General features: G+C 73.8%; 8 protein-coding genes. 2 read left to right on the forward strand and 6 right to left on the reverse strand.

The annotated features are described in order from the left end of the window. Window positions 1–48: 48 nt before the first annotated feature. The 4 genes from AB0K65_RS28300 to AB0K65_RS28315 all read right to left on the reverse strand — a co-directional run bounded on the left by AB0K65_RS28300 (window position 49) and on the right by AB0K65_RS28315 (window position 17,371). Window positions 49–258, reverse strand: a complete 210-nt coding sequence (locus AB0K65_RS28300; protein WP_365721386.1) for an MbtH family protein — start codon at window positions 256–258, stop codon at window positions 49–51. Beyond that, entirely contained in the window at window positions 255–14,528 is a 14,274-nt protein-coding gene (locus tag AB0K65_RS28305; RefSeq protein ID WP_365721388.1) for an amino acid adenylation domain-containing protein, read from the reverse strand. Before AB0K65_RS28305 ends, AB0K65_RS28300 begins: the two co-directional genes overlap by 4 nt. Window positions 14,529–14,642: 114 nt before the next feature. Then, the gene (locus AB0K65_RS28310; RefSeq protein WP_365721390.1) at window positions 14,643–15,689 is read right to left on the reverse strand and encodes an iron-siderophore ABC transporter substrate-binding protein; all 1,047 of its coding nucleotides are present in this window, start codon (window positions 15,687–15,689) and stop codon (window positions 14,643–14,645) included. A gap of 329 nt (window positions 15,690–16,018) precedes the next feature. Next, a complete protein-coding gene (locus AB0K65_RS28315; RefSeq protein ID WP_365721392.1) occupies window positions 16,019–17,371 on the reverse strand; it encodes a SidA/IucD/PvdA family monooxygenase in 1,353 nt (450 codons plus the stop codon). A gap of 265 nt (window positions 17,372–17,636) precedes the next feature. Here AB0K65_RS28315 and AB0K65_RS28320 point away from each other — a divergent pair, with 265 nt between their 5' ends. After that, entirely contained in the window at window positions 17,637–18,584 is a 948-nt protein-coding gene (locus tag AB0K65_RS28320) for a methionyl-tRNA formyltransferase (protein ID WP_365721394.1), read from the forward strand. A 122-nt stretch (window positions 18,585–18,706) separates the two neighbouring features. Further along, window positions 18,707–19,390 carry a winged helix DNA-binding protein gene (locus AB0K65_RS28325; RefSeq protein WP_365721396.1) on the forward strand — a complete coding sequence of 228 codons (684 nt, stop codon included), beginning with the start codon at window positions 18,707–18,709 and terminating at the stop codon, window positions 19,388–19,390. Window positions 19,391–19,543: 153 nt separating this feature from the next. Here the strand turns inward: AB0K65_RS28325 and AB0K65_RS28330 are convergent, their stop codons facing one another. Both AB0K65_RS28330 and AB0K65_RS28335 read right to left on the reverse strand, forming a co-directional pair. Then, on the reverse strand, window positions 19,544–20,341 hold the full coding sequence (locus AB0K65_RS28330; protein WP_365721398.1) for a VOC family protein: 798 nt from the start codon (window positions 20,339–20,341) through the stop codon (window positions 19,544–19,546). An 87-nt stretch (window positions 20,342–20,428) separates the two neighbouring features. After that, window positions 20,429–21,631, reverse strand: coding sequence for an FAD-dependent oxidoreductase (locus AB0K65_RS28335; RefSeq protein ID WP_365721400.1), 1,203 nt, complete (start codon window positions 21,629–21,631; stop codon window positions 20,429–20,431). Window positions 21,632–21,733 lie beyond the last annotated feature (102 nt).

Consider the following 21,733-nt stretch of genomic DNA (forward strand, 5'->3'; position numbering starts at 1 on the left):
CCCGGAGAGGAACCCCCTCTCCGGGCGGCGGCGTCCGGCAGGCGGGCGTCAGCCCTGTTCCGCCGCGAGGCTCGCCGGGCGCAGGTCCGTCCAGTGGGACTCGACGTACGCCAGGCACCCCTCCCTCGTGTCCTCCCCGAAGACGGTGCGCCAGCCGGCCGGTACCTCCGCGAAGGACGGCCACAGCGAGTGCTGGTTCTCCTCGTTGACCAGGACCAGGAAGCGGCCCTGCGGGTCCTCGAACGGGTTGGTGCTCATGCGGTTTCACTCCTTGTGGACATGGCGGTGAACAGCTCCGAAAGCGGCTGCTCGGGATCGGCGGCCACGGTGCGCAGCAGCCTCTGGAGTTCGTCGGCGAGCCGCCGTGCCTTGGCGGCTCCGAACAGGTCGGTCGCGTGGATCAGACCGCAGTGGACGGGGCCTTCACCCCGCGGCTCGTAGAAGCTGAGGGTCAGCCGCGCCCGCGTCGAGCCGGTCGGCACGGCGTCGAGGGAACCGACGCCGCCCTCCAGCTGCTCCAGGTCCGCCTGCTCGTGGTGGATCACCATGACCTGCGGACCCTCCGGGGGCAGCCCGGTCGCCCGGACCACCTCCTCGAAGGGGAGTTCCTGGCGGTCCAGCGCGCTGAGCGTGGTCTCGCGGACGCGGGACAGCAGCTCGGCGAAGGTCGGGTCCCCCGCCGTGTCGGTGCGCAGCACGACCGTGTTGAAGAAGCAGCCGACCAGATCGGCCAGTCGGTCGTCGGTGCGGCCCGCCACCATCGTGCCGATGGGGAGGTCCGTGCCGGCGCCGTGGGCGGTGAGCAGCGCCGCCAGGGCGGAGTGCAGGACCATGAACATGCTGGTGCCGGTCGCCTGGGCCAGCTCGTCCACGGCCTCGTGCAGCCGCTCGTCGAGGACGAAGCCGACGTGGCCGGCGCCGGGGGCGGACACGCCCGGGCCGTCCGCGGGGAGCGCCAGCCCGGCCGGTACGTCCTTGAGCGTGTCCCGCCAGTAGGCGAGCTGGCGCGCGCCGCGGCTGTCCGGGTCGTCCGGGTCGCCGAGGACCTCGCGGGCCCAGCGGCCGTAGTCCGCGTACGTGACCGGCAGCGGCGTCCACTCGGGTGCGCGGCCCTGCGTGCGGGCGGCGTAGGCCGCCGTCAGGTCACGGAACAGGGGCACGACCGACCACTCGTCCACCGTCAGGTAGTGCATGGTCAGGAGCAGCGCCTGGTCTCCCCCGGCTCCCGTGAGCAGATGGGCCCCGAGCGGTGCCGCGCGCTCCGGCTCCGGTGCTCCCGCGGCGAGTTCCGTCAGGCGGGTCTCCAGGTCCCCGCACGCCTCCCGGACCAGCACCGGGGGCTCGGCGGGCCGGTGGTGGACGGTTCCGTCGCGTTCCGTGAACGCCGTCCGCAGGGGCTCGTGGCGGCCCGCCACGTCCGCGAGCGCGCTCTGGAGGGCGTCCGCGTCGAGACCGCCGCCGGGTGAGCGCAGCACGAGGGCGTGGTCGAAGCGGGGGGTACGGCGGTAAGCGTCCCACTGCCAGCGCTGGACGGGGGCGGCCGGGAGGGGTTCACGGCCGGCGTCCTGCGGGCGCAGCGCCGGGCGGGCGGCCGCCCCGCCCTTCAGCTTGCCCTCCAGTCCGGCGACGGTCAGCGCGTCGAAGACGTCGCGGATGCTCAGTTCCACCCCGAACTCGGCGCGGATGCGGCCCAGGAGCCGCATCGAGGCCATGGAGTGGCCGCCGAGCGCGAAGAAGTTGTCGTGGACGCCGACCTTGTCCAGCTTGAGGATGTCGCAGAACAGTGCGGCGAGCCTGGCCTGCGTCCCGTTCGTCGGCCGGGTGTCGCCGGTCATGGCGGCCCAGTCCGGCGCGGGCAGCGCCTTGCGGTCGAGCTTGCCGTTGGGCGTCAGCGGGAGCGGGCCGTCCAGCGGGACGACGAGCGCCGGGACCATGTACTCGGGCAGGACGCCGGCCACGTGGGCGCGCAGCTCGTGCGGCGCCGCTTCCCCGGCCTCGCCCGCCTCCCGGACGGCGTATCCGACCAGGCGGACGATGTCGCCGTCGCGGTCGGGCACGACGGCGGCCTGGGCCACGGACGGGTGCGAGGCGAGGACCGCCTCGATCTCGCCCAGTTCGATGCGGAAGCCCCGCACCTTCACCTGGGTGTCGACCCGCCCGAGGAAGTCGACGTTGCCGTCCGCGCGCCAGCGGGCGCGGTCGCCGGTGCGGTACATCCGGCTGCCGGGCGGGCCGTAGGGGTCGGCGACGAACCGCTCGGAGGTCAGCCCGGCCTTGCCGAGGTAGCCCCGGGCGAGGCCGCGTCCGGAGACGTACAGCTCGCCGGCGACACCGGGCGGAACGGGACGCAGATGGTCGTCGAGGACGTAGCAGCGGGTGTTCGGGTCGGGCCGGCCGATGGGCACCCGGCCGGTCGGGCGGCCCGTCTGCTCGCGTGCGGGCCAGAGCGTGGAGTTGACGGTCGCCTCGGTCAGGCCGTACGCGCAGATCAGGTGGGCCGTGGCGCCGAACCGCTCGAACAGGTCCGGCGGCACGGTCTCCGTGCCGACCAGGACGGTCGACCCTTCGGGCAGTTCGCAGCCCGGCGGCAGGGCGGACACCAGGGACGGCGGAAGGATCATGTGGGTGATCCGCTGGTCCTGGAGGAAGTCGGTGAGCGCGGGGCCCGCGACCCGGGCCTCGTCCGTGATGAGGACGAGCCTGCCGCCGTGGCAGAGCGCCATGGACAGTTCGAAGGCGAAGACGTCGAAGCCGATGGACGCGAACTGCAGGACGCGGCTGTCGCGCTCCAGGCCCATCCGGTCGACGGCCGTGGCGACCAGGCTGGCGATGCCCTCGTGAGGGACGATCACGCCCTTGGGGCGGCCGGTCGATCCGGAGGTGTAGATGACGTACGCGGCCTGGTCGAGGGCGATCCGGCCGCCGTCGACGGGGGTTCCGGGCAGGGCGTCCAGTTCGGCGGCGGTGGCGGGGTCGTCGAGCAGGACCGCCGGTACGCCCGCCACATCGGGGATCTTGCCCGCCACCGGCTCGGTGCCGACCACGAGGGCGGCCCGGGAGTCCTCGATCATGTACGTGAGGCGGTCGGCCGGGTGCACCAGGTCGAGCGGCAGGAAGGCGGCGCCCAGCTTCAGGGCCGCGAGGACCGTGGCGACCATGTCGACCGAGCGGGGCACCGCCACGCCGACGACGCTCTCGGCGGCCACGCCGCGTGCGGCGAGGAGCCGGGCGATGCGGTTGGCCCGGGCGTCCAGCTGCGCGTAGGACACGGAGCGGGAGCGGTCGACGACGGCGACGGCGTCGGGGCGCTCGGCGAGCCTCTCCGCGAACAGGGCGGGGAAGGTCTTCTCGTCGACCTCGCGGGCGGTGGCGTTGAAGCCCTCCAGGACCAGCCGGCGCTCGTCGTCGCGGAGGATCTCCGCCCGGGAGACGGGCCGCTCGGGCGCGGCGACCAGGGCCGTGACGAGCGTCCTGAGGCGCTCGCCGAGGCGCTCGGCGGTCTCCTGGTCGAACAGCTCGGTGGCGAACTCCAGGCGGCAGCCGAGGGAGCCCGTCGAGCCGTCGGCCGGGGTGTGCTCGGTGAAACTGAAGACGAGGTCGAACTTGGCGGAGCGGACACGGAAGGGCACGTAGTCGGCGTGGAGGCCGGGCAGTTCCAGTCCGTCGCCGGTGCGGGCGTGGTAGCCGACCATCACCTGGAAGAGCGGGTTGCGGGACAGCGAGCGGGTGGGGTTGAGCCTCTCCACGACCGCCTCGAAGGGCACGTCCGCGTGCGAGAACGCCGCCAGGTCGGTCTCCCTGACCCGGCCGAGCAGCTCCATGAAGCTGGGGTCGCCGGTCAGGTCGGTGCGCAGCACCAGCGTGTTGACGAAGAACCCGACCAGGTCGTCCAGGGCCTCGTCGCCGCGGCCGGCGATGGGCGAGCCGAGGGGGATGTCCGTCCCGGCGCCCATCCGGTGCAGCAGGGCGGCCACGGCGGCGTGCGCCACCATGAACATGCTGGCCCCGGACTGGCGGGCGAGCCGCCGCAGGCCCTCGTGGACGTCGGCGTCGAACACGATGTCGAGTTCGGCGCCGGAGAACGCCGGCCGTGCCGGGCGTGGCCGGTCGGTGGGCAGTTCCAGCTCCTCGGGGGCGCCGTCCAGCGCCGTCCGCCAGTACTCCAGCTGCCGGGAGGCCAGGCTGCCGGCGTCGGCCGGGTCGCCGAGGAGGCGCTGCTGCCACAGGGCGTAGTCGGCGTACTGGACCGGGAGCGGCTCCCAGTCGGGTGCCGAGCCGCCGAGGCGGGCGGTGTAGGCGGTGGCCAGGTCGCGCAGGAACGGGCGGTCCGACCACTCGTCGGTGGTGATGTGGTGCAGCAGCAGGACGACGACGTGGTCCTCGGGCGCCAGCTCCACGAGCGTGGCGCGCAGGGGCAGTTCGGCGGCCAGGTCGAAGGGGCGGTTGGCGGCCGCGTCGACGATGCCGGGCACCTCGTCCTCGGCGGCGCGCAGCCGCTCCACCACGGGGCGCGCCTCCTCGGCGGGCAGCACGCGCTGGAGCGCCTGGCCGTCGCGGTCGACGAACACGGTGCGCAGGGCTTCGTGCCGGGCGGTCACGTCGGCCAGGGCCGCCTCCCACGCGTCGGCGTCGAGCGCGCCGCGCAGCCGCATGACCAGCGGGAAGTTGTAGGCGGCGGAGGTGCACTCGATCTGCTGGATGACCCACAGGCGCTGCTGGGCGTGGGACAGCGGCAGTTCTTCGGGCCGCTCCACGGCGGTCAGCGCCGGGCGGGCGGCGCCGCCGGAGCGGGCCGCGCGCTCGACCAGCTCGGCGACGGTGGGGGCCTCGAACAGGTCGCGAATGGCCAGTTCGGTGTCGAGCGCCGTACGGGCCCGGCTGACGAGGCGGGTGGCGAGCAGGGAGTGGCCGCCCAGTTCGAAGAAGTCGCTGTCGATGCCGACGCTGCCCTCGGGCAGGCCGAGGACCTCGGCGAAGAGCGCGCAGAGCGTCTCCTCGCGGGGGTCGCGCGGTGCGCGGCTGGTGCCGGTCCCGGCGAAGTCGGGGGCGGGCAGGGCGCGGACGTCCAGCTTGCCGTTGACGGTGATCGGCAGGGTGTCCACGGGGACGAGGGCGGAGGGGACCATGTAGTCGGGCAGGCCCGTCCTCAGGTGGTCGCGCAGCCGCTGGAGCAGGTGGTCGTCGGCCGTGACGCCGTCCTCCGGCGCGAAGTAGCCGACGAGGCGCTTCGTGCCGGTGCTCTCGTCGACGACCACCGCCGCGTGGGCGACCTCGGGGTGCGCGGACAGGGCGGAGGAGATCTCGCCGAGTTCGATGCGGTATCCGCGGATCTTGACCTGGTCGTCGGTGCGGCCGAGGAAGTCGAGCAGGCCGTCGGGCCGCCGGCGCACGAGGTCGCCCGTGCGGTACATCCGCTCCCCCGGTTCGCCGTAGGGGTCGGCGACGAACCGCTCGGCGCTGAGTGCGGGACGGTCGTGGTAGCCGCGGGCCAGGCCGGTGCCGGCGATGTACAGCTCGCCGGGGCAGCCCTGCGGGACGGGCCGCAGCATGGTGTCGAGGACGTAGGCACGGGTGTTGCGGATGGGCAGGCCGACCGTGGGGGTGGGGCTGTCGGTCGTGGAACCGCCGAGCGTGTTGATCGTGTACTCGGTCGGTCCGTAGAGGTTGTAGCCGTACGTGCCGTCGGTGCGGCGCAGCTTCGTCCACACGGTGTCGGACACGGCCTCGCCGCCGAGCAGGACCAGGGCCGGACGGTGCTTGCCGGCCTTCTCGTCGCGGTCGAGGAGTCCTTCCTCGATGAGCAGCTGGGCGTAGGTGGGCGTCACGTTGACGACGTCGACCCGGTGGGTGTCGCAGTAGGCGACCAGGGCCTCGGCGTCGCGTCGCAGCTCCTCGTCGCAGACGTGGACCTCGTGGCCCTCGACGAGCCAGAGCAGCTCCTCCCAGGACATGTCGAAGGCGAAGGAGACGGTGTGCGCGATGCGCAGCCGCCGGCCGCCGGCCGAGGCGATGGCCGGGTCGAAGATCTCCTTCTGGTGGTTGAGCTGCATGTTCGTCAGGCCCCGGTAGGGGGTGACGACGCCCTTGGGGCGGCCGGTGGAGCCGGAGGTGTAGATGACGTACGCCGGGTGCTCCAGGCGGTCGGCGATGTCCCGCGCGAAGGCGGGCCGCTCGGCGTCGGTGACCTCGTCGCCGGAGAGGGCGGCCAGTTCGGCGGCGACGGCCGCGTCGTCGAGGAGGAGTTCGGGTGCGACGGGGACCGCGTCCGCGCACAGGGTGGGGGCGACGGCCGTGGTCGACACCAGGCACAGCGGGCCGGTGTCCTCGGCCATCAGGCGCAGCCGGTCGGCCGGGTGGTCCAGGTCCAGCGGCAGATAGGCGGCTCCGGTCCGCAGGACGGCGAAGAGCGCAGCCACCATGTCGATGGAGCGGGGCAGGGCCAGCGCCACGACCTTCTCCGGGCCGGCTCCCCGGGCGAGCAGCAGCCGGGCGATCCGGTTGATGTGCGCGTCCAGTTCGGCGTAGGTGAGGGCGCGCTCGCCGAAGACCAGCGCGACCGCGTCCGGGGTACGGGCGACCTGGGCGGTCAGCATGTCGGCGACGGTCTCGTTCGGCACCGGCTCGCGGCTGTCGGTCCACTCGGCGGTCAGCGCGGCACGCTCGGCGGGCAGCAGCAGGTCGACGCCGACGGTCCGGGCGGTGGCCGCGTCCGGGGCGCCGAGGGTCGCGGCGAGCCGCTCGAGGACGGTGGTGAACCGTCCGAGGACGGTGGTCGCCGCCTCGGCGTCGAAGAGGTCGGGCCGGGCGGCCAGGGTGACCCGGAGCCGGGTCTCGGGCGTGACGATCAGGGTCAGCGGGAAGTGGGTGCCGTCGACGTTCGACACGTCGGTGATGCCGTACCGCTGCCGCAGCGCCGCGGCCCGGTCCTCGCCGTCGGCGGAGCGGAGCACGAAGAGCGTGTCGAAGAGGCGGCGGTGACCGGTCTCCTGCTGGAGCGTGCCGAGGCCGACGTACTCGTACGGCATGACGGCGGCGCGCTCGGACTGCATGCGGCGCAGCAGGTCGAGCAGCGGCTCGTCCGGGGCGAAGGCGACCCGCGCCGGGATGGTGTTGAGGAACATGCCGATGATGCCGGCGGCGTTCGGCACGTCGGTGGGGCGTCCCGCCACGGCGGTGCCGAAGGCGACGTCGGCGCGGCCGGTCATCGCGGAGAGGACCAGGCCCCAGGCGGCGTTGAGGACGGTGTTGAGGGTGAGGCCGTGGCGGCGGGCCAGGGCCCGCAGACCGTCGCTGGTCTCCCGGGTGAGCAGGGCGTCGAAGTCGGCCGGGATGACCGGGTCCGCGTCGCGGCCGGCGGGGGCGACGAGGGTCGGCTCGTCGAAGCCGGCGAGCGCGTCGCGCCACGCGCCGACGGCCTGGGCGGTGTCCTGCTCGTCGAGCCAGGCGAGGTAGTCGCGGTAGGAGCCGGGGTCGGGCAGACCGGTGGTGTCGCCGCCGCGCTCGTACAGCGTGAACAGCTCCTCCAGGAACAGCCAGGCGGACCAGCCGTCCCACAGGATGAGGTGGTGGGTGACGACGAGCCGGTCGCGCCCTTCGCCGAGCCGGATCAGCTGGAGGCGGCAGAGGGGCGGCGCGGAGAGGTCGAAGCGGCGGCGGCGGTCGGCCGCGAGCAGCTCGTCGACGCGGGCGCGCTGCTCGTCGGCGGGCAGGCCGGACAGGTCGGTCTCGACGAGCGGGATCTCGGCCCCGTCCGCGATGAACTGCACGGGCCGCGGCAGGCCGTCACTGGTGAATCCGGCGCGCAGGCCGGCGTTGCGGGCGAGGAGGGCGCGGCAGGCGGCGCGCAGGCGGTCCGCGTCGAGGCGGTGGTCGAAGTCCAGGTTCTCCTGCGACAGGTAGACGTCGAGGGCGTCGCCCGCGTCGTAGGTCGCGTGGAAGTACATGCCCTCCTGGAGCGGGGAGAGCGGCCAGATGTCGGCGACGGGCAGTCCGGCGGCGGCCTCGACGCGCGCGGTCTCCTCGTCGGTCAGCTCCAGTCCGCCGAGCGGGGCGGGCGCGGGCGGTTCCTCGGGGCCGGCCGCGGCGGCGGCGGTCAGCTGGCCGAGCAGAGCCTGGAGAGCGGGGTCGACGGCCGCGCCGGACAGGCTCTGCTGGGCCAGCATGGCCTGGAGCGCGGCGGCGGCCTGTCCGGCGTCGGTGGCCGACACGGTGAGGGCGGGAGCGTCGGCGGGCGGGGCCGCCGGGGTGGCGCCGTCCTGGGGGTGCGGAGCGTCCTGGGCCGTCGCGGCGAGCGCGGCGGGCGTACGGTGCTCGAAGACGTCGCGCGGGCTGATGGTCAGTCCCCTTTCCCGGGCCTGGGTGACGACGGCGATCGAGGTGAGGCTGTCGCCGCCGAGCATGAAGAAGTCGTCGTCGGGGCCGATCCCCGGCGTTCCGAGGACGGCGGTGAAGATCTCGCACAGCGCGCTCTCGCGCTCGTCGCGGGGTGCGCGTCCGCCCGCCCTGGGCGCGGTGGACGGTGCGGGCAGGGCGTTCTGGTCGAGCTTCCCGCTGGGACTCAGGGGCAGTGCGTCGAGGGTGACGACGGCGCTGGGCACCATGCCGGCGGGCAGCGCCCCGGCGAGGGCGCCGAGCAGGGCGTCACCGTCCGGGACGGTGGTCCCCGGAGCGGGGACCGCGTAGCCCACGAGGGCCCCGTCGCGGACGACGACGGCCGCGCGGGCGACGCCCGGCAGGCCGGCGAGAGCCGCCTCGATCTCGCCCGGTTCGATGCGGTTGCCGCGGATCTTCACCTGCCGGTCGGTGCGGCCGAGGTACTCGACGGTCCCGTCGGCCCTGCGCCGGACCAGGTCGCCGGTGCGGTACATCCGGGCGCCGGGCTCCCCGAACGGGTCGGCGACGAACCGCTCGGCGGTCAGGCCGTACCGCGCGTGGTAGCCGCGTGCCAGCTGCACACCGGCGAGGTACAGCTCGCCCGGGACGCCGTCCGGGACGGGTCGCAGGAAGGCGTCGAGGACGTACAGGCGGGTGTTCCAGACGGGCCGGCCGATGGGGACGGCGAGTTCGGTGCCGCCCTCGTACGGGAAGAAGGTCACGTCGACGGCCGCCTCGGTGGGCCCGTAGAGGTTGTGCAGCGGCACCGGGCCGGGGGCATGCCGGGCCGTCAGGTCGGACCAGCGGCGGGCGTCGGGGCCGGTGAGCGCCTCGCCGCTGCAGAAGACCCGGCGCAGGCTCGCGGCCCAGTCGGGGGCGGCGGGGGCGGCTTCCAGGGTCCGGACGAACGCGGCCAGCATCGACGGGACGAAGTGGGCGGTCGTGATCCGCTCGGCGCGGATCAGGTCGGCCAGGTACGCCGGGTCGCGGTGGCCGTCGGGCCGGGCGAGGACGACGGCGGCGCCCTCGACCAGGGCCCAGAAGAACTCCCACACGGACACGTCGAAGCTCGACGGGGTCTTCTGCAGCACCCGGTCGTCGGCGGTCAGGCCGTACTCGCCCTGCATCCAGGCCAGCCGGTTGACGATGGCCCGGTGGGTGACGACGACGCCCTTGGGGCGGCCCGTGGAGCCGGAGGTGTAGATGAGGTACGCGGGGTGGTCGGGTCCCGCCGGCTCGAGCGGCGCGGGGGCCCGCCCGTCGTGCTCCGGGGCCTCGTCCTCGCGGTCCACGAGGACGTGTGCCAGGCCCGGCACAGGGGGCAGCCGGTCCGCGGACGCGGAGGTGGTGACGACCGTGCGCGCGCCGGAGTCGCCGAGCATGAACGCGACCCGATCGGCGGGGTAGTCGAGGTCGACGGGCAGGTAGGCCGCGCCCGCCTTGTGGACGGCGAGGAGCGCCACCATCAGCTCCGCCGAGCGGGGCACCGCGACGGCGACGAACCGCTCCGGGCCGGCGCCCGCGGCCCGAAGCCGCCGGGCCAGGGCCTCGGCGCGCCGGTCGAGTGCGGCGTACGTGAGGGTGGTGCCCTCGAAGACGACGGCGGGGGCCTCGGGGGTGCGGGCCGCCTGCGCGGCGAAGAGCGTGGCGAGGGTGGCGCCGGTGTCGGGGAGCGGGCGCGCGGTGGCGTTCAGCTCGGCGAGGCGCTCCCGCTCGCGGCCGGACAGCAGGCCGAGGCGGGCGACGGTGCGGCCGGGGTCGGTGGTGAGGGTGCGCAGCAGCGTCTCGAAGCGGTTGGCGAGGACGGCCACGGCGACCTGGTCGAGCCGGGCGGCGTCGTACGCGAACCGCAGCGCGAGGTGCCCGTCGCGGGGTTCCACGATGAGGGCGAGCGGATAGTGCACGGCGTCGAGGACCTCGACGCCGGTGACCAGCGGGGCCACCGGCCCGCCGGCGGAGGCGAGGTCGCCCGCCGGGTAGTTCTCGAAGACCACGAGGGTGTCGAAGAGTTCACCGCCGCCGGCGACGCGCTGGATGTCGGCGAGGCCGAGGTGCTGGTGGTCCAGGAGCGCCGCGTGCTCGTCCTGGACCCGCCGCAGCAGGTCGGCGAGGGACTCCTCGGCGCGCAGGGTCACACGCGCCGGGACGGTGTTGATGAACAGGCCCACGGCCGCGTCCAGGCCCTCGACCTCCGTGGTGCGCCCGGACACGGTGGTGCCGAACACGATGTCCCGGCTGCCGGTGAGCGCGCCGAGCAGCAGGGCCCAGGCGCCGTTGACGACGGTGCTCAAGGTGAGGCCGGCCGACCGGGCCCGAGCCGTCAGGTCGGCGGTGAACACCTCGGGCAGCCGGAGGTCGACGTGCTCGTGCCGGGCCCGGCGCGCGGAGCCGGCGCCGTCGTCGGTGGTGAGGGCGGGCAGCCGGGTCGGTCCGTCGAGGCCGGCGAGCGCCCGGGCCCAGGCGTCGCGGGCGGCGTCACGGTCCCGGCCGGCCAGCCAGGACAGGTAGGCGCGCGGTGCGACGGGCTCGGGCAGGGGCTCGCCCGCGTACGCGGCGGTGAGTTCGCGCAGCAGGACGGAGACGGACCAGCCGTCGGCGATGATGTGGTGCAGGGTGAGCAGCAGCCGCCGGCGCTGCCCGTCCCGGATCAGGGTGGCCCGCAGCAGGGGCGGGGCGGCCAGGTCGAATCCCTCGGCGCGGTCGCGCCGCAGGATGTCCGCCAGGCCGGTCGGGGCGGTGTCGGCCTCGCGCCAGGGCAGGGTCACCCGGTCGGCGAGCCGCTGGACGACCTCGCCGCCGGGGAGCTGTCGGAAGGAGGCGCGCAGCAGCGGGTGCCGGTCGAGCATCAGCTGCAGCGCCCGGCGCAGCCGCTCGGGGTCGACGGTGCCCGCGAGGTCGAGGACTTCCTGGACGACGTAGAGGTCGTCGTCCTCCCGGTCGAACGAGGCGTGGAAGAAGAAGCCCTCCTGGAGCGGCGAGACGGGCAGGGCGTCCTCGTCGAGGACGACCGCCGGGGCGGTCGCCGCGCCGGCCGCGGGATCGATCCGTCCCGCGGTCCTGGCGAGCGCCGCCACCGTGCGCTGCCGGAAGACGTCGCGCGGGGTGAGGGCGAGTCCGCTCTCCCGGGCGCGGTTCACCATCTGGATGGCGACGATGCTGTCGCCGCCCAGCTCGAAGAAGCTGTCGTGGACGCCGACCGACGGCAGTCCGAGGACCTCGGCGAAGAGCCGGGCGAGGGTGGTCTCGACGGGGCCGGTCGGCGCGTCGTCTCCGGCCATCGCGGTCCACTGCGGTGCGGGCAGCGCGCGGCTGTCGAGCTTGCCGTTGGGGGTGAGCGGCAGGGGTCCGTCGAGGCGTACAAGCGCGGAGGGCACCATGTAGTCCGGGAGTGCCTCCGCGATCCGGGAGCGGGCGTCGGCGACGGCCGCGTCCGCGTCGGTGCCGGACTCGGCCACGAGGTAGGCGACCAGGCGCTTGACGCCGCGGTGGTCCTCGCGGACGAGGACGGCGGCCTGGGCGACGCCAGGGCAGGCCATGAAGGCGCTCTCGACCTCGCCGGGCTCGATGCGGTGGCCGCGGATCTTGATCTGTCCGTCGGCGCGGCCGAGGAACTCCAGGTTGCCGTCGGCGCTCCAGCGCACCCGGTCGCCGGTGCGGTACATGCGGGCGCCGGGCTCGTCGGCGTACGGGTCGGCGACGAAGCGCTCGGAGGTGAGCCCGGGCCTGCCGAGGTAGCCGCGGGCCAGACCGCGGCCGCCGACGTACAGCTCGCCCTCGGCTCCGACCGGGACCGGTCGCAGGGCCGAGTCGAGGACGTAGGCACGGGTGTTGGGGTCGGGCCGCCCGATCGGGGCGGGGCCCGGCCGGTCGGCGTCGGCGGACCAGAGCGTGGAGTTGACGGTGGCCTCGGTGAGGCCGTAGGCGACGACGACCCGGACGCGGCCGGCCCAGCGGGCGATGAGCTCGCTCGGCACGGCCTCCGTGCCGACGATCAGCACGGCGCCGTCGGGCAGGTCGCACTCCTGCGGCAGCGCCGAGACGAGCGACGGCGGCAGGATCATGTGGGTGGCGCGGTGGTGGGCGATGTAGTCGGTGAGCGCCGGCCCGGCGACCCGGCGTTCGGTGGGGACCACGATGACGCGCCCGCCGACGCACAGCGACATGATCAGGTCCCAGACCGTCACGTCGAAGCCGGCCGAGGCGAACTGCACGACCCGGCTGTCGGCGGTGACGCCGATGCGGTCGGTGGCGGTCGCGATGAGGCTGCCGACACCGTCGTGCGTGACGACGACCCCCTTGGGGCGGCCGGTGGAGCCGGAGGTGTAGATGACGTACGCGGCCTGGTCGAGGACGACGGGGACGCCCGGACCGGTCGGGGCGAGGTCGGCGCACTCGGCGGCCACGGACGGCTCGTCGAGGAGCACGCGCGCGGTGCCGGGGGTGCCCGGCAGACCGTCGGACAGCTCCCGGGTGGTGAGGACCGTCCGGGCGCCGGCGTCGTCCAGCATGTAGGCGATGCGGTCCTGGGGGTGGTCGGCGTCCAGCGGCAGGTAGGCCGCGCCCGCCTTCATCACGGCCAGCAGGGCGATCACGAGTTCCGGGGAGCGGGGCAGCGCCACGGCGACGACGTCCTCGCGGGCCACGCCCCGGGCGAGAAGGAGGCGGGCGAGGCGGTTGGCGGCGGCGTCGAGTTCCGCGTACGTCAGCTCCCGGTCCTCGCAGACGAGCGCGACGGCGTCGGGAGCCAGGCGTACCCGCTCCTCGAAGGCGGCGGGCCAGGACAGCTCGGGGGCGGGGCGGGGCGCCACGCCGAACTCGTCGAGCAGCCGGGAGCGCTCGGCGCCGGAGGTCAGTTCGATGTGCCCGACGGGCCGGGCGGGGTCCGAGGCGAGCGCGTCGAGCACGGCGAGGAAGCGGCGCTCGTGGTCGGCCAGCGTGGCCTCGTCGCAGACGGCCGCGTCGGCGTCGAGGTGGATGCGGAGCCCGTGGCCCTCCGCGAACTCGCCGAAGGTCAGGGCGAGGTCGCTGACGGGGCCGAGCCAGCACGGCACGAACTCCGCGTCGGCGCCTTCGAAGCGGAGTCCCTCCGGCTGGGGAAGGATGTTGACCGTCGGGCCGACGAGCTCCTGGACGCCGTCGACCAGGCCCAGGTCACGGGCGAGGTCCTCGGCGCGGTAGCGGCCGTGGGCGACGGCCTCGGAGACGGCCTCGCGGACCGTCTCCAGGAGCCGGGTGCCGGTCATGTCGGGGCGGACCGTGAGGCGCAGCGGCAGGATGTTCGACACCATGCCGGGGGTGCGCTGGGTCCCGGGGTCCTGGCGGGTGGTGACGGGCAGGCCGAGGACCAGGTCCTGCTCGCCGGTAGCGCGGTGCAGATAGGCGGCCGAGGCGGCGATCAGGAGGCGGGAGAGCGACCGGCCCGCGGCGGTGGCCCCGGCGCGCAGCGCGGCGGCGGCTTCCGGGGCGAGTTGGGTGGTGCGGCGGACACGGCGCCTCATCGGCGCGGCCGCGCGCTCGACGAGGCGGACGGGCTCGGGCCGGCCGGCCGTCGTCTCCCGCCAGTACGCGCGGTCGCGGTCGTACCGCTCGGAGCCGCGGTAGGCGGTGTCCGCCTGGACGAGCCGGGCCAGGGACCAGTCCGGGGCGGTGGCCGTCCCGTCGGCCGAGTAGAGGTCGCCGGCGCGGCGGGTGATCTCGGCGATGCCGGCGCCGTCGACGACGATGTGGTGGTAGCGCTGGAACCACCAGACGCGGTCGTCGGCGAGGCGGAGCAGTGCCTGGCCGAACAGCGGGCCGGCGGACAGGTCGGCGGGGCGGTCGCGGTCGGCGTCCATCCACCGGTAGGCCGCCTCCTGGGGGTCGGCCTCGCCCCGCAGGTCGACGTGGGCCACCTCGACGGGGAAGCGTGTGGGTGTCTGGCGCGGTACGCCGTTCACGTCCTCGATCCGGACGTGCAGGCTCTCCGCCTCCTCGGTGGCCCGGCGGACGGCGGCCGTCAGGCGGTCCAGGTCGATGCGGCCGCTGAGTTGGAGCACGAACGCGATGTTGTAGGCCGAGCCTTCCGGCTCGATCTGCTGGGCCAGCCAGATGCCGGACTGCCCGCCCGTGACGGGCATCCCGGAAGCGGACGTCCGGTCCGACTCGACGTCAAACATCGTTCGTGAGGGCCTTTCCCTGGTGGTGCGTCGGTGACGTGCGGTGCGCGTCCCGCCCGCCCGCGGGGCCGAGCTGCGGCGGGCGGGACGGGACGCGCGATCGGGGGCTGACGGCTACTTGACGGCCGTCAGCAGCGGCTCGATCTCGTCGATCGCGTAGGGGATCGACAGGACCGTGTTGAAGGAGAAGGCGGCGCCGATGTCCGGGTCCTGGTACGGCACGAACAGGTCGCGCTTCTCCTGGTTGACCTTGAGCTTCTTGTAGAGCGGCTCGGCCTTGATGCGGTTGTTGGCGTCCGTGCTGGAGGTGACCCAGACGAGACGGTCGACGTCGAGGACGTTCAGCTTCTCGGCGCTGAGTTCGGCGACGTTCCAGCCGGGCTTGGCCATGGTGTCGATCTCGGGCTTCAGCTTGAAGCCGAGCTCGGAGAAGAAGATCGACTTGGGGTCGGTCTTGGTGAAGGCGGAGTACTTGCCGGCCTCGAAGCTGTCGGCGACGGCCAGGGTCTTCTGCGCCCACTCCGGGTGCTTGTCGCGCGCGGCCTTGAAGCGGGCGTCGACGCCGGTGATCAGCTTCTCGGTCTCGTCGGCCTTGCCGAGGGACTTGCCGATCTGGCGGGTCATCACCTGCCACGGGGCGCCGTAGTCGGGGTGGTCCTTGGGCTGGGCGACGACCTTGGCGATCTTCGACAGGGTGTCGTACTGCTCCTTCTTCATGCCCGAGTACTGCGCCACGATCAGGTCGGGCTTGAGGGCCGCGATCTTCTCGATGTTGTACTCGTCGCGCTCGCCGACGACCTGCGGCGGCGTCGAGCCCCACTTGTCCTTCGCCCAGGGCCACTTGCCGTACGGCTGCTCCTTGAACCAGTCGACGGAGCCGACCGGCTTGATGCCGAGGGCGAGCACGGCGTCCTGGTCCGACAGGCCGAGGGTGACGACCTTCTTCGGCTCCGACTCGATGGTCGTGCTGCCGTACTTGTGCTCCACGGTGACCGGGAAGGCGGTCGGCTTGCCCGCGCCGGTCCCGGCCGACGGCTTGGACTCGGTCTTCTCCGTACCGCCCCCACAGGCGGACAGGGCGAGCGCGGCGACGGCGGCGACGGCCACGCGGGGGACGTTTCTGACGAGCCGCGTCAGCGCGGGGCGTGTACCAGTGGACACGGATGTTCCTTTCACGGGGGTTCCTCTGTGCTGCCACGCCTGCCGGGTGCGACGGCGCCACCCGGTGGAGCGCGGCGGTATGTGCGTGGGGGGTACGGGGGACGGGGGGACGGGAGTGCGTCGGGGCGGGGAGTGTGCGCCCCGGGCTCCGGGGTGGCCGCCACGCGGGACCGGACCGGACCGGCGGGCGGGCCGGCCGGGTGCCCGGGGCCGGGCCCGAGGGATGCGATCGGGGCGGACCCTCGGGGGCGTGGCCTGGGTCGCGTCCGGAAGGTCTCGCCGGGGCTGCGACGCCCCGCGGGCGCACGCCGGTACTTTCCGGGCCCTCCCTAGCGGCTCGTACCGATCCCGTCGGCGACCGGGCGGGCCACCTCGGCGGAGACCGGAAGACCGCGGTCGAGGATCGAGTCCAGGATCTCGCCGACCCGGATGGCGGTGTTGGACAGCAGCGACGACGTGATGCCGTGCGTGTGCTCGGTGCCGCCCTGGAGGTAGATGCCGCACCGCAGTTCGGCGTCGGTGGCGATGCGGTAGTCGCGCTCGACGCGGACGCGGCCCTGGTCGTCGCGGTGGCACCGGCCGGCGACGTCGCCGAGGAGGCCGAGGCCGTCCGCCTGCTGGTAGCCGGTCGCGAAGACCACGATGTCGGCGTCCAGGGTGCTGTCCTCGCCGCTCACCAGCGACTTGACGGTGGCGCGGACGCTGTCGGTGGTCTCTTCCACGCCGGTGAGGCGGGAGACGTTGATGAAGCGCAGGCGCTCGGTGCCGAGGACCTTCTCCTGGTACGCCTGCCGGTACAGGTCGTCGATCAGGTCGATGTCCACCACGGAGTAGTTGGTGTTGCCGTGATAGTCCATCAGCTTGCGCTTGATGTCGTCCGGGGCCGCGTAGTACTCGTCGACCGCCGAGGGGTCGAAGATGCGGTTGGCGAAGCTGCTGTCGTCGGCGGGGCTGTAGCCGTAGCGCGAGAAGACGGCGCAGATCTCCGCCTCGGGGAAGCGGCGGTGCAGGTAGGCGACGTTCTCGGCGGCGCTCTGACCGGCGCCGACCACGACGAAGCGGGAGGGAGCGGTGCCCTCCAACCCCTCGACCTTGGCCAGGAGTTCGGAGTTGTGCCAGACGCGGTCGCCCCGCTCGACGCCCTCGGGCATGAGCGGACGCAGCCCGGTGCCGATGACGAGGTTGCGCGCCCGGTGGACCACGGTCTCGGTGCCGGACCGGGCGGTCACGTCCAGGTACTCCACCACGCCGTCGACGACCACGGGTTCGACGGAGACGACCTCGTGGCCGTAGGAGACCATGTCGTCGACCTTGGCCGCCGCCCACTCGAAGTAGTCGTGGAACTCCACGCGCAGCGGGAAGAGGTTCTTGTGGTTGACGAAGTCGATGAGCCGGCCCTTGCTCTGCAGGTAGCAGAGGAAGCTGTACTCGCTGGTCGGATTCCGCAGCGTCACCAGGTCCTTGAGGAAGGAGACCTGCATCGTCGCGTCGTCGATGAGCATGCCGCGGTGCCACCCGAAGCGGGGCTGCCGCTCGAAGAAGTGAGCGGTGACCGCCTCTTGCCTTCCGACGCGTGCGTTGTGCTCGCTGAGCGCGATCGCCATGGCCACATTGGACGGCCCGAAGCCGATTCCTATGAGGTCGTGGATCAGTGGTGCGTCGTCAGGAAGAGCCTGAGACATGTCACTCCCATCGTGCGGGACAGCCGCCTGCCAGGCGCGGCTGTCAGGCGTGGGGAACGGCGGAGCCCGAGCACGCCGGTAAGACGGCGCTGCCGAGCGGAACTTAGGTAAAGCTAACCTGATCTGGCCGCACTGTCGATGGGGCAAAACGGACACGAGGCTCGTCACCCGCGTCAACTGGGCCACAAATGAAGGGTCGTTGCATCCTTAGGTAAGGCTTGCTTTACTTGACGCCGGTCAGTCGCTTTTCTGAGGAGGAACCTCCATGCGGGTCGTCATGTTCGGTTATCAGACCTGGGGCCATCGCACCCTGCAGGCGCTCCTGGACTCCGAGCACGACGTCGTGACGGTCGTGACGCACCCGAAGAGCGAGCACGCCTACGAGAAGATCTGGAGCGACTCCGTCGCCGATCTGGCCGAGGAGCACGGCGTCCCGGTCGTCATCCGCAACCGGCCCGACGACGAGGAGCTGTTCCAGCGGCTCAAGGACGCCGACGCGGACATCATCGTCGCCAACAACTGGCGCACGTGGATCCCGCCGCGCATCTACACCCTGCCGAGGCACGGCACGCTGAACATCCACGACTCGCTGCTCCCCAAGTACGCCGGCTTCTCGCCGCTGATCTGGGCGCTCATCAACGGCGAGCCCGAAGTCGGCGTCACCGCCCACATGATGGACGAGGAACTCGACGCCGGCGACATCGTCATGCAGCGCGCGGTCGCGGTCGAGGCGACGGACACGGCCACCGACCTGTTCCACAAGACGGTCGACCTCATCGCCCCGGTGACCATCGCCGCCCTCGACCTCATCGCCTCCGGACAGACCGAGTTCACCCGGCAGGACCGGTCGCAGGCGACCTTCTTCCACAAGCGCGCCGAGGAGGACATCCGGATCAACTGGGAGTGGCCCGCGGAGGTGCTGGAGCGACTGGTCCGCGCCCAGTCCGCCCCGTACCCGAGCGCCTTCGCCTTCCACAAGGGCAAGCGGCTCGAGATCGTGTCCGCGGTGGTCTCGCAGGGGCGCTACGGCGGCACTCCGGGACGCGTCTTCTACCGGGAGGGCGAGGGCGTGGTGATCGTCGCCGGCGCCGACGCCCGCACCGGCCGCAACCACGGTCTCGCGATCACCCGCGTGCGCACCGAGGACGGCCGGGAGCTTCCCGCGACCGAGTACTTCACCTCCATGGGCGGCTACCTGACCAGTCGTCCCTGACGACCGGCCCCGTACACCGGCCCGCCCGGACGGTCCCGGGACGGGCCGGCACTCTCGGTCAAAGTTAGGTTAGCCAAACCTAACCAGACCTCCTCTGTGACATCTGAACAGTGAGGAAAGCGATGGATCAGCCGGTCATCTCCGGAACAGCGCACGACCCGTCCGGCACGCGGTTCGCCGTCGTCGGCATATCGAACATGCCGACCGACTGGGCGCAGGTCTTCCGATCCCTCGCGGGCGCCGACCTGACGCTGACGCTCACCGCCCCGCCCCTCGCGCCCGAGGGCACGACCCCGGAGCGCGTGCCGGTCTCCGGTCCGCCCTCCATGAGCATGACCCCGCCCAGCGTCCTCGGCCTCAACGCCTACCTCATGTACGCGATCGGCAAGGCCGCGCGACGCAGGCTCCAGGACAGGCTGACCTCCCGCGGGTTACGCCTCTGGCACCTCACCGTCCTCGCGATCCTCGCCGACCTGGGCCCCCAGGCCAAGACCGTCCTCGCCGCGCGCCTCGACATGAACGCGAGCGACCTCGTGAAGATCGTCAACGACCTCGTCAAGACCGGTCACGTCGACTGCGACCGCGACCCCGACGACCGCCGCCGCGTGGTGGTCCGGCTCACCCCCGCCGGCCGGTCCGCGCTGGCCGAGCTGAACGCGGACATCGCCACGGCCGACGACGAACTCCTCGGCCCCCTCACCCCGGAGGAACGCGACACCCTCGCCTCCCTCCTGCGCCGCGTCCACCACCACCTCGACCCCTCGCCCGCCGGGACGCCGGCGGCCACGCGGCCCCACCCCGGCTGAGCGGGCCCCGCCGCCGAGCCGTTCGGTGACGCACCCTCACCCGCCCCCGCCAGAAAGGGCCTTCGTCCCGGCCGAGCAGGCGGGCGCCGATGACCGGCGACGACGGGAGCCGCCACCGGCCCGCGGAACGGAACGCCGCGGGCCGGCCGGCGCTCAGCCGGCGGACGGCGTGAGGACGACGAAGTCCGCGTTCGACGGGTCGAGGCAGACGGCCATACGGCCGACTCCTTCCGCGTCATCCGGCCCCATCTGCACGGTGCCGCCGTTCTCGGTGACCCTGGCGACCGCGCCGTCGCAGTCGGCGACGGCGAAGACGGGGTGCCAGTACGGCCGCCCGCCCGTAAGGGTTAGGGCGTCGGCGGGCATCTCCATGAGACCGCCGTGCATGCGCTCGTCGGGGAGTCCTGCCGGGGTGATGAGGGCGTACGTGCCCGCGCCGCCGGGCAGCTCCATGTCGCCGAACCGCCAGCCGAGGACGCCGCCGTAGAACTCCTTCGCGGCGGCGGCGTCGGTCGTGTACAGCTCGGTCCAGGACAGCGAGCCCGGCTCGTCGACCAGCTCGACGCCCTTGTCCGTCCCCGGCTGCCAGACGGCGAACTGGCCTCCCAGAGGGTCGCTGTACTGCGCCATCCGGCCCCACTCGTCGAGGTCGCGGGGCGCGACCCGGACCGTGCCGCCCGCCCGTTCCACCGCCTGGGTCGTGGCGTCCGCGTCGGCGACGCTGTAGTAGATCATCCAGGCCGGGCGCGCGCCCTCCTCGGTGAGCTTGCCGAGCCCGGCGACGATCTTGCCGTCCTTGCGGAACATCCCGCCTTCCATGTCCTCCCCCTCCCCCATGGACTCGTACTCCCAGCCGAGCACGGCGCCGTAGAACGCCGCGGCGGCGGGGACGTCGGGGGCGCCGAGGTCGAGCCAGCAGGGGGAGCCGGGTACGAAGTCGGTGGTGATCATGGCAAACGCCTTTCGCAGGTCCGGTACGCACTCAGGCTCGCACCGGAGTCCTGCGCCCGCCCGTCGGCCGCGCCGTTCCGACGGCCGTCACCCCACCGGCCGGTCCGGAAGCCGGAAGCCGTCGAACAGGTCGTCCAGGCCGCGCAGGGCCAGCCGGTCGGGGGCGGCCCGGACCGCGAGGTCGCGGGCCGCCACGGCGAGCGGGTGACGGAGGGCGCCCAGGCGGCCGACCCGGCGGGCGCGGACGCGCACGGCGTCGGCCCGGTCGCGGCGGGCGGCGGTGTACGCGGCGAGGGCCGCCGGAACGCCGTCCGGGCCGTCACCGCCGTCACCGCCGTCACCGGCGGGCAGGAGGTGGGCGAGGATCACCGCGTCCTCGATGGCCTGGCAGCCGCCCTGGCCGAGGTTCGGGGCCATGGCGTGGGCGGCGTCGCCGAGCCAGGCGATCCTGCCGTGATGCAGGCGCGGGAGCGGGGTGGCCAGCTCGTGGAGGTCGTGCCGGAGGACGTCCTCGGGGGCGAGGCGGTCGACGCGGTCCAGCAGGGCGGGGATCGGGTCGTGCCACGAGCCGAAGCGACGGCGGAGTTCGCCGCGGGCGTCGGCCGACCGCACGCCGGCCGGGACGACCGCGGTGGCGTAGAGGTAGAACCGGCCGTCGCAGAGCGGGGTGACGCCGAACCGCTCCCCGCGTCCCCAGGTCTCGCTCATGGCCTCGATCCCCAGGTCCGGAGCGTCCACGAGGGCCCGCCAGGCGGTCTCGCCGATGTAGCGCGGGCCGGGGTGGCCGGGGAAGTACGCGCGGCGCAGCGGGCTGTGGATGCCGTCGGCGGCGACGACCACGTCGGCAGGCAGGTCCGGACCGGCTTCCGTACGCACGACCGGGCGGCCCGCGGCGTCGTCGACGGCGGTCACGGCGGTGGCATGGCGGAGGGTCCGCGCCGGCAGGGCGGCGGCCAGAGCGGCGGTGAGCGCCGGGCGCGGGACGGCGATCGGGGGCATTCCGTAGCGCGCCGCCATGTCGGCGGTACGGGTCCGGGTGAGCCACCGGCCGTCGGAGCGGCGCACGCCCATGACGGCGGGCACGGCGCCACCGGTGGCCCGGGTGACGTCGACGTCGATGGCGCGCAGCGCGCGCAGCGCGTTGGGGGCGAGGCCGATGCCGGCACCGGTGACGGGGGGTTCGGGGGCGCTCTCGCAGACGGTGACGTGCCAGCCGCGGCGGTGCAGCGCCACCGCCGCCGTGAGGCCGCCTATCCCGGCCCCGACCACGACCACGCGACGTCTCGGCATGGAGCCTGTCTCCCCTCGGTCCGGGCGTTCGCCACCGCTGCGGAGGCCGCGGCCGGCCACGGCCTCCGGGCCGGTGGCCGGGTGCGGCCGCGGACCCGGGGC

This window comes from Streptomyces sp. NPDC053755 (assembly GCF_040677675.1).
GTDB lineage: Bacteria > Actinomycetota > Actinomycetes > Streptomycetales > Streptomycetaceae > Streptomyces.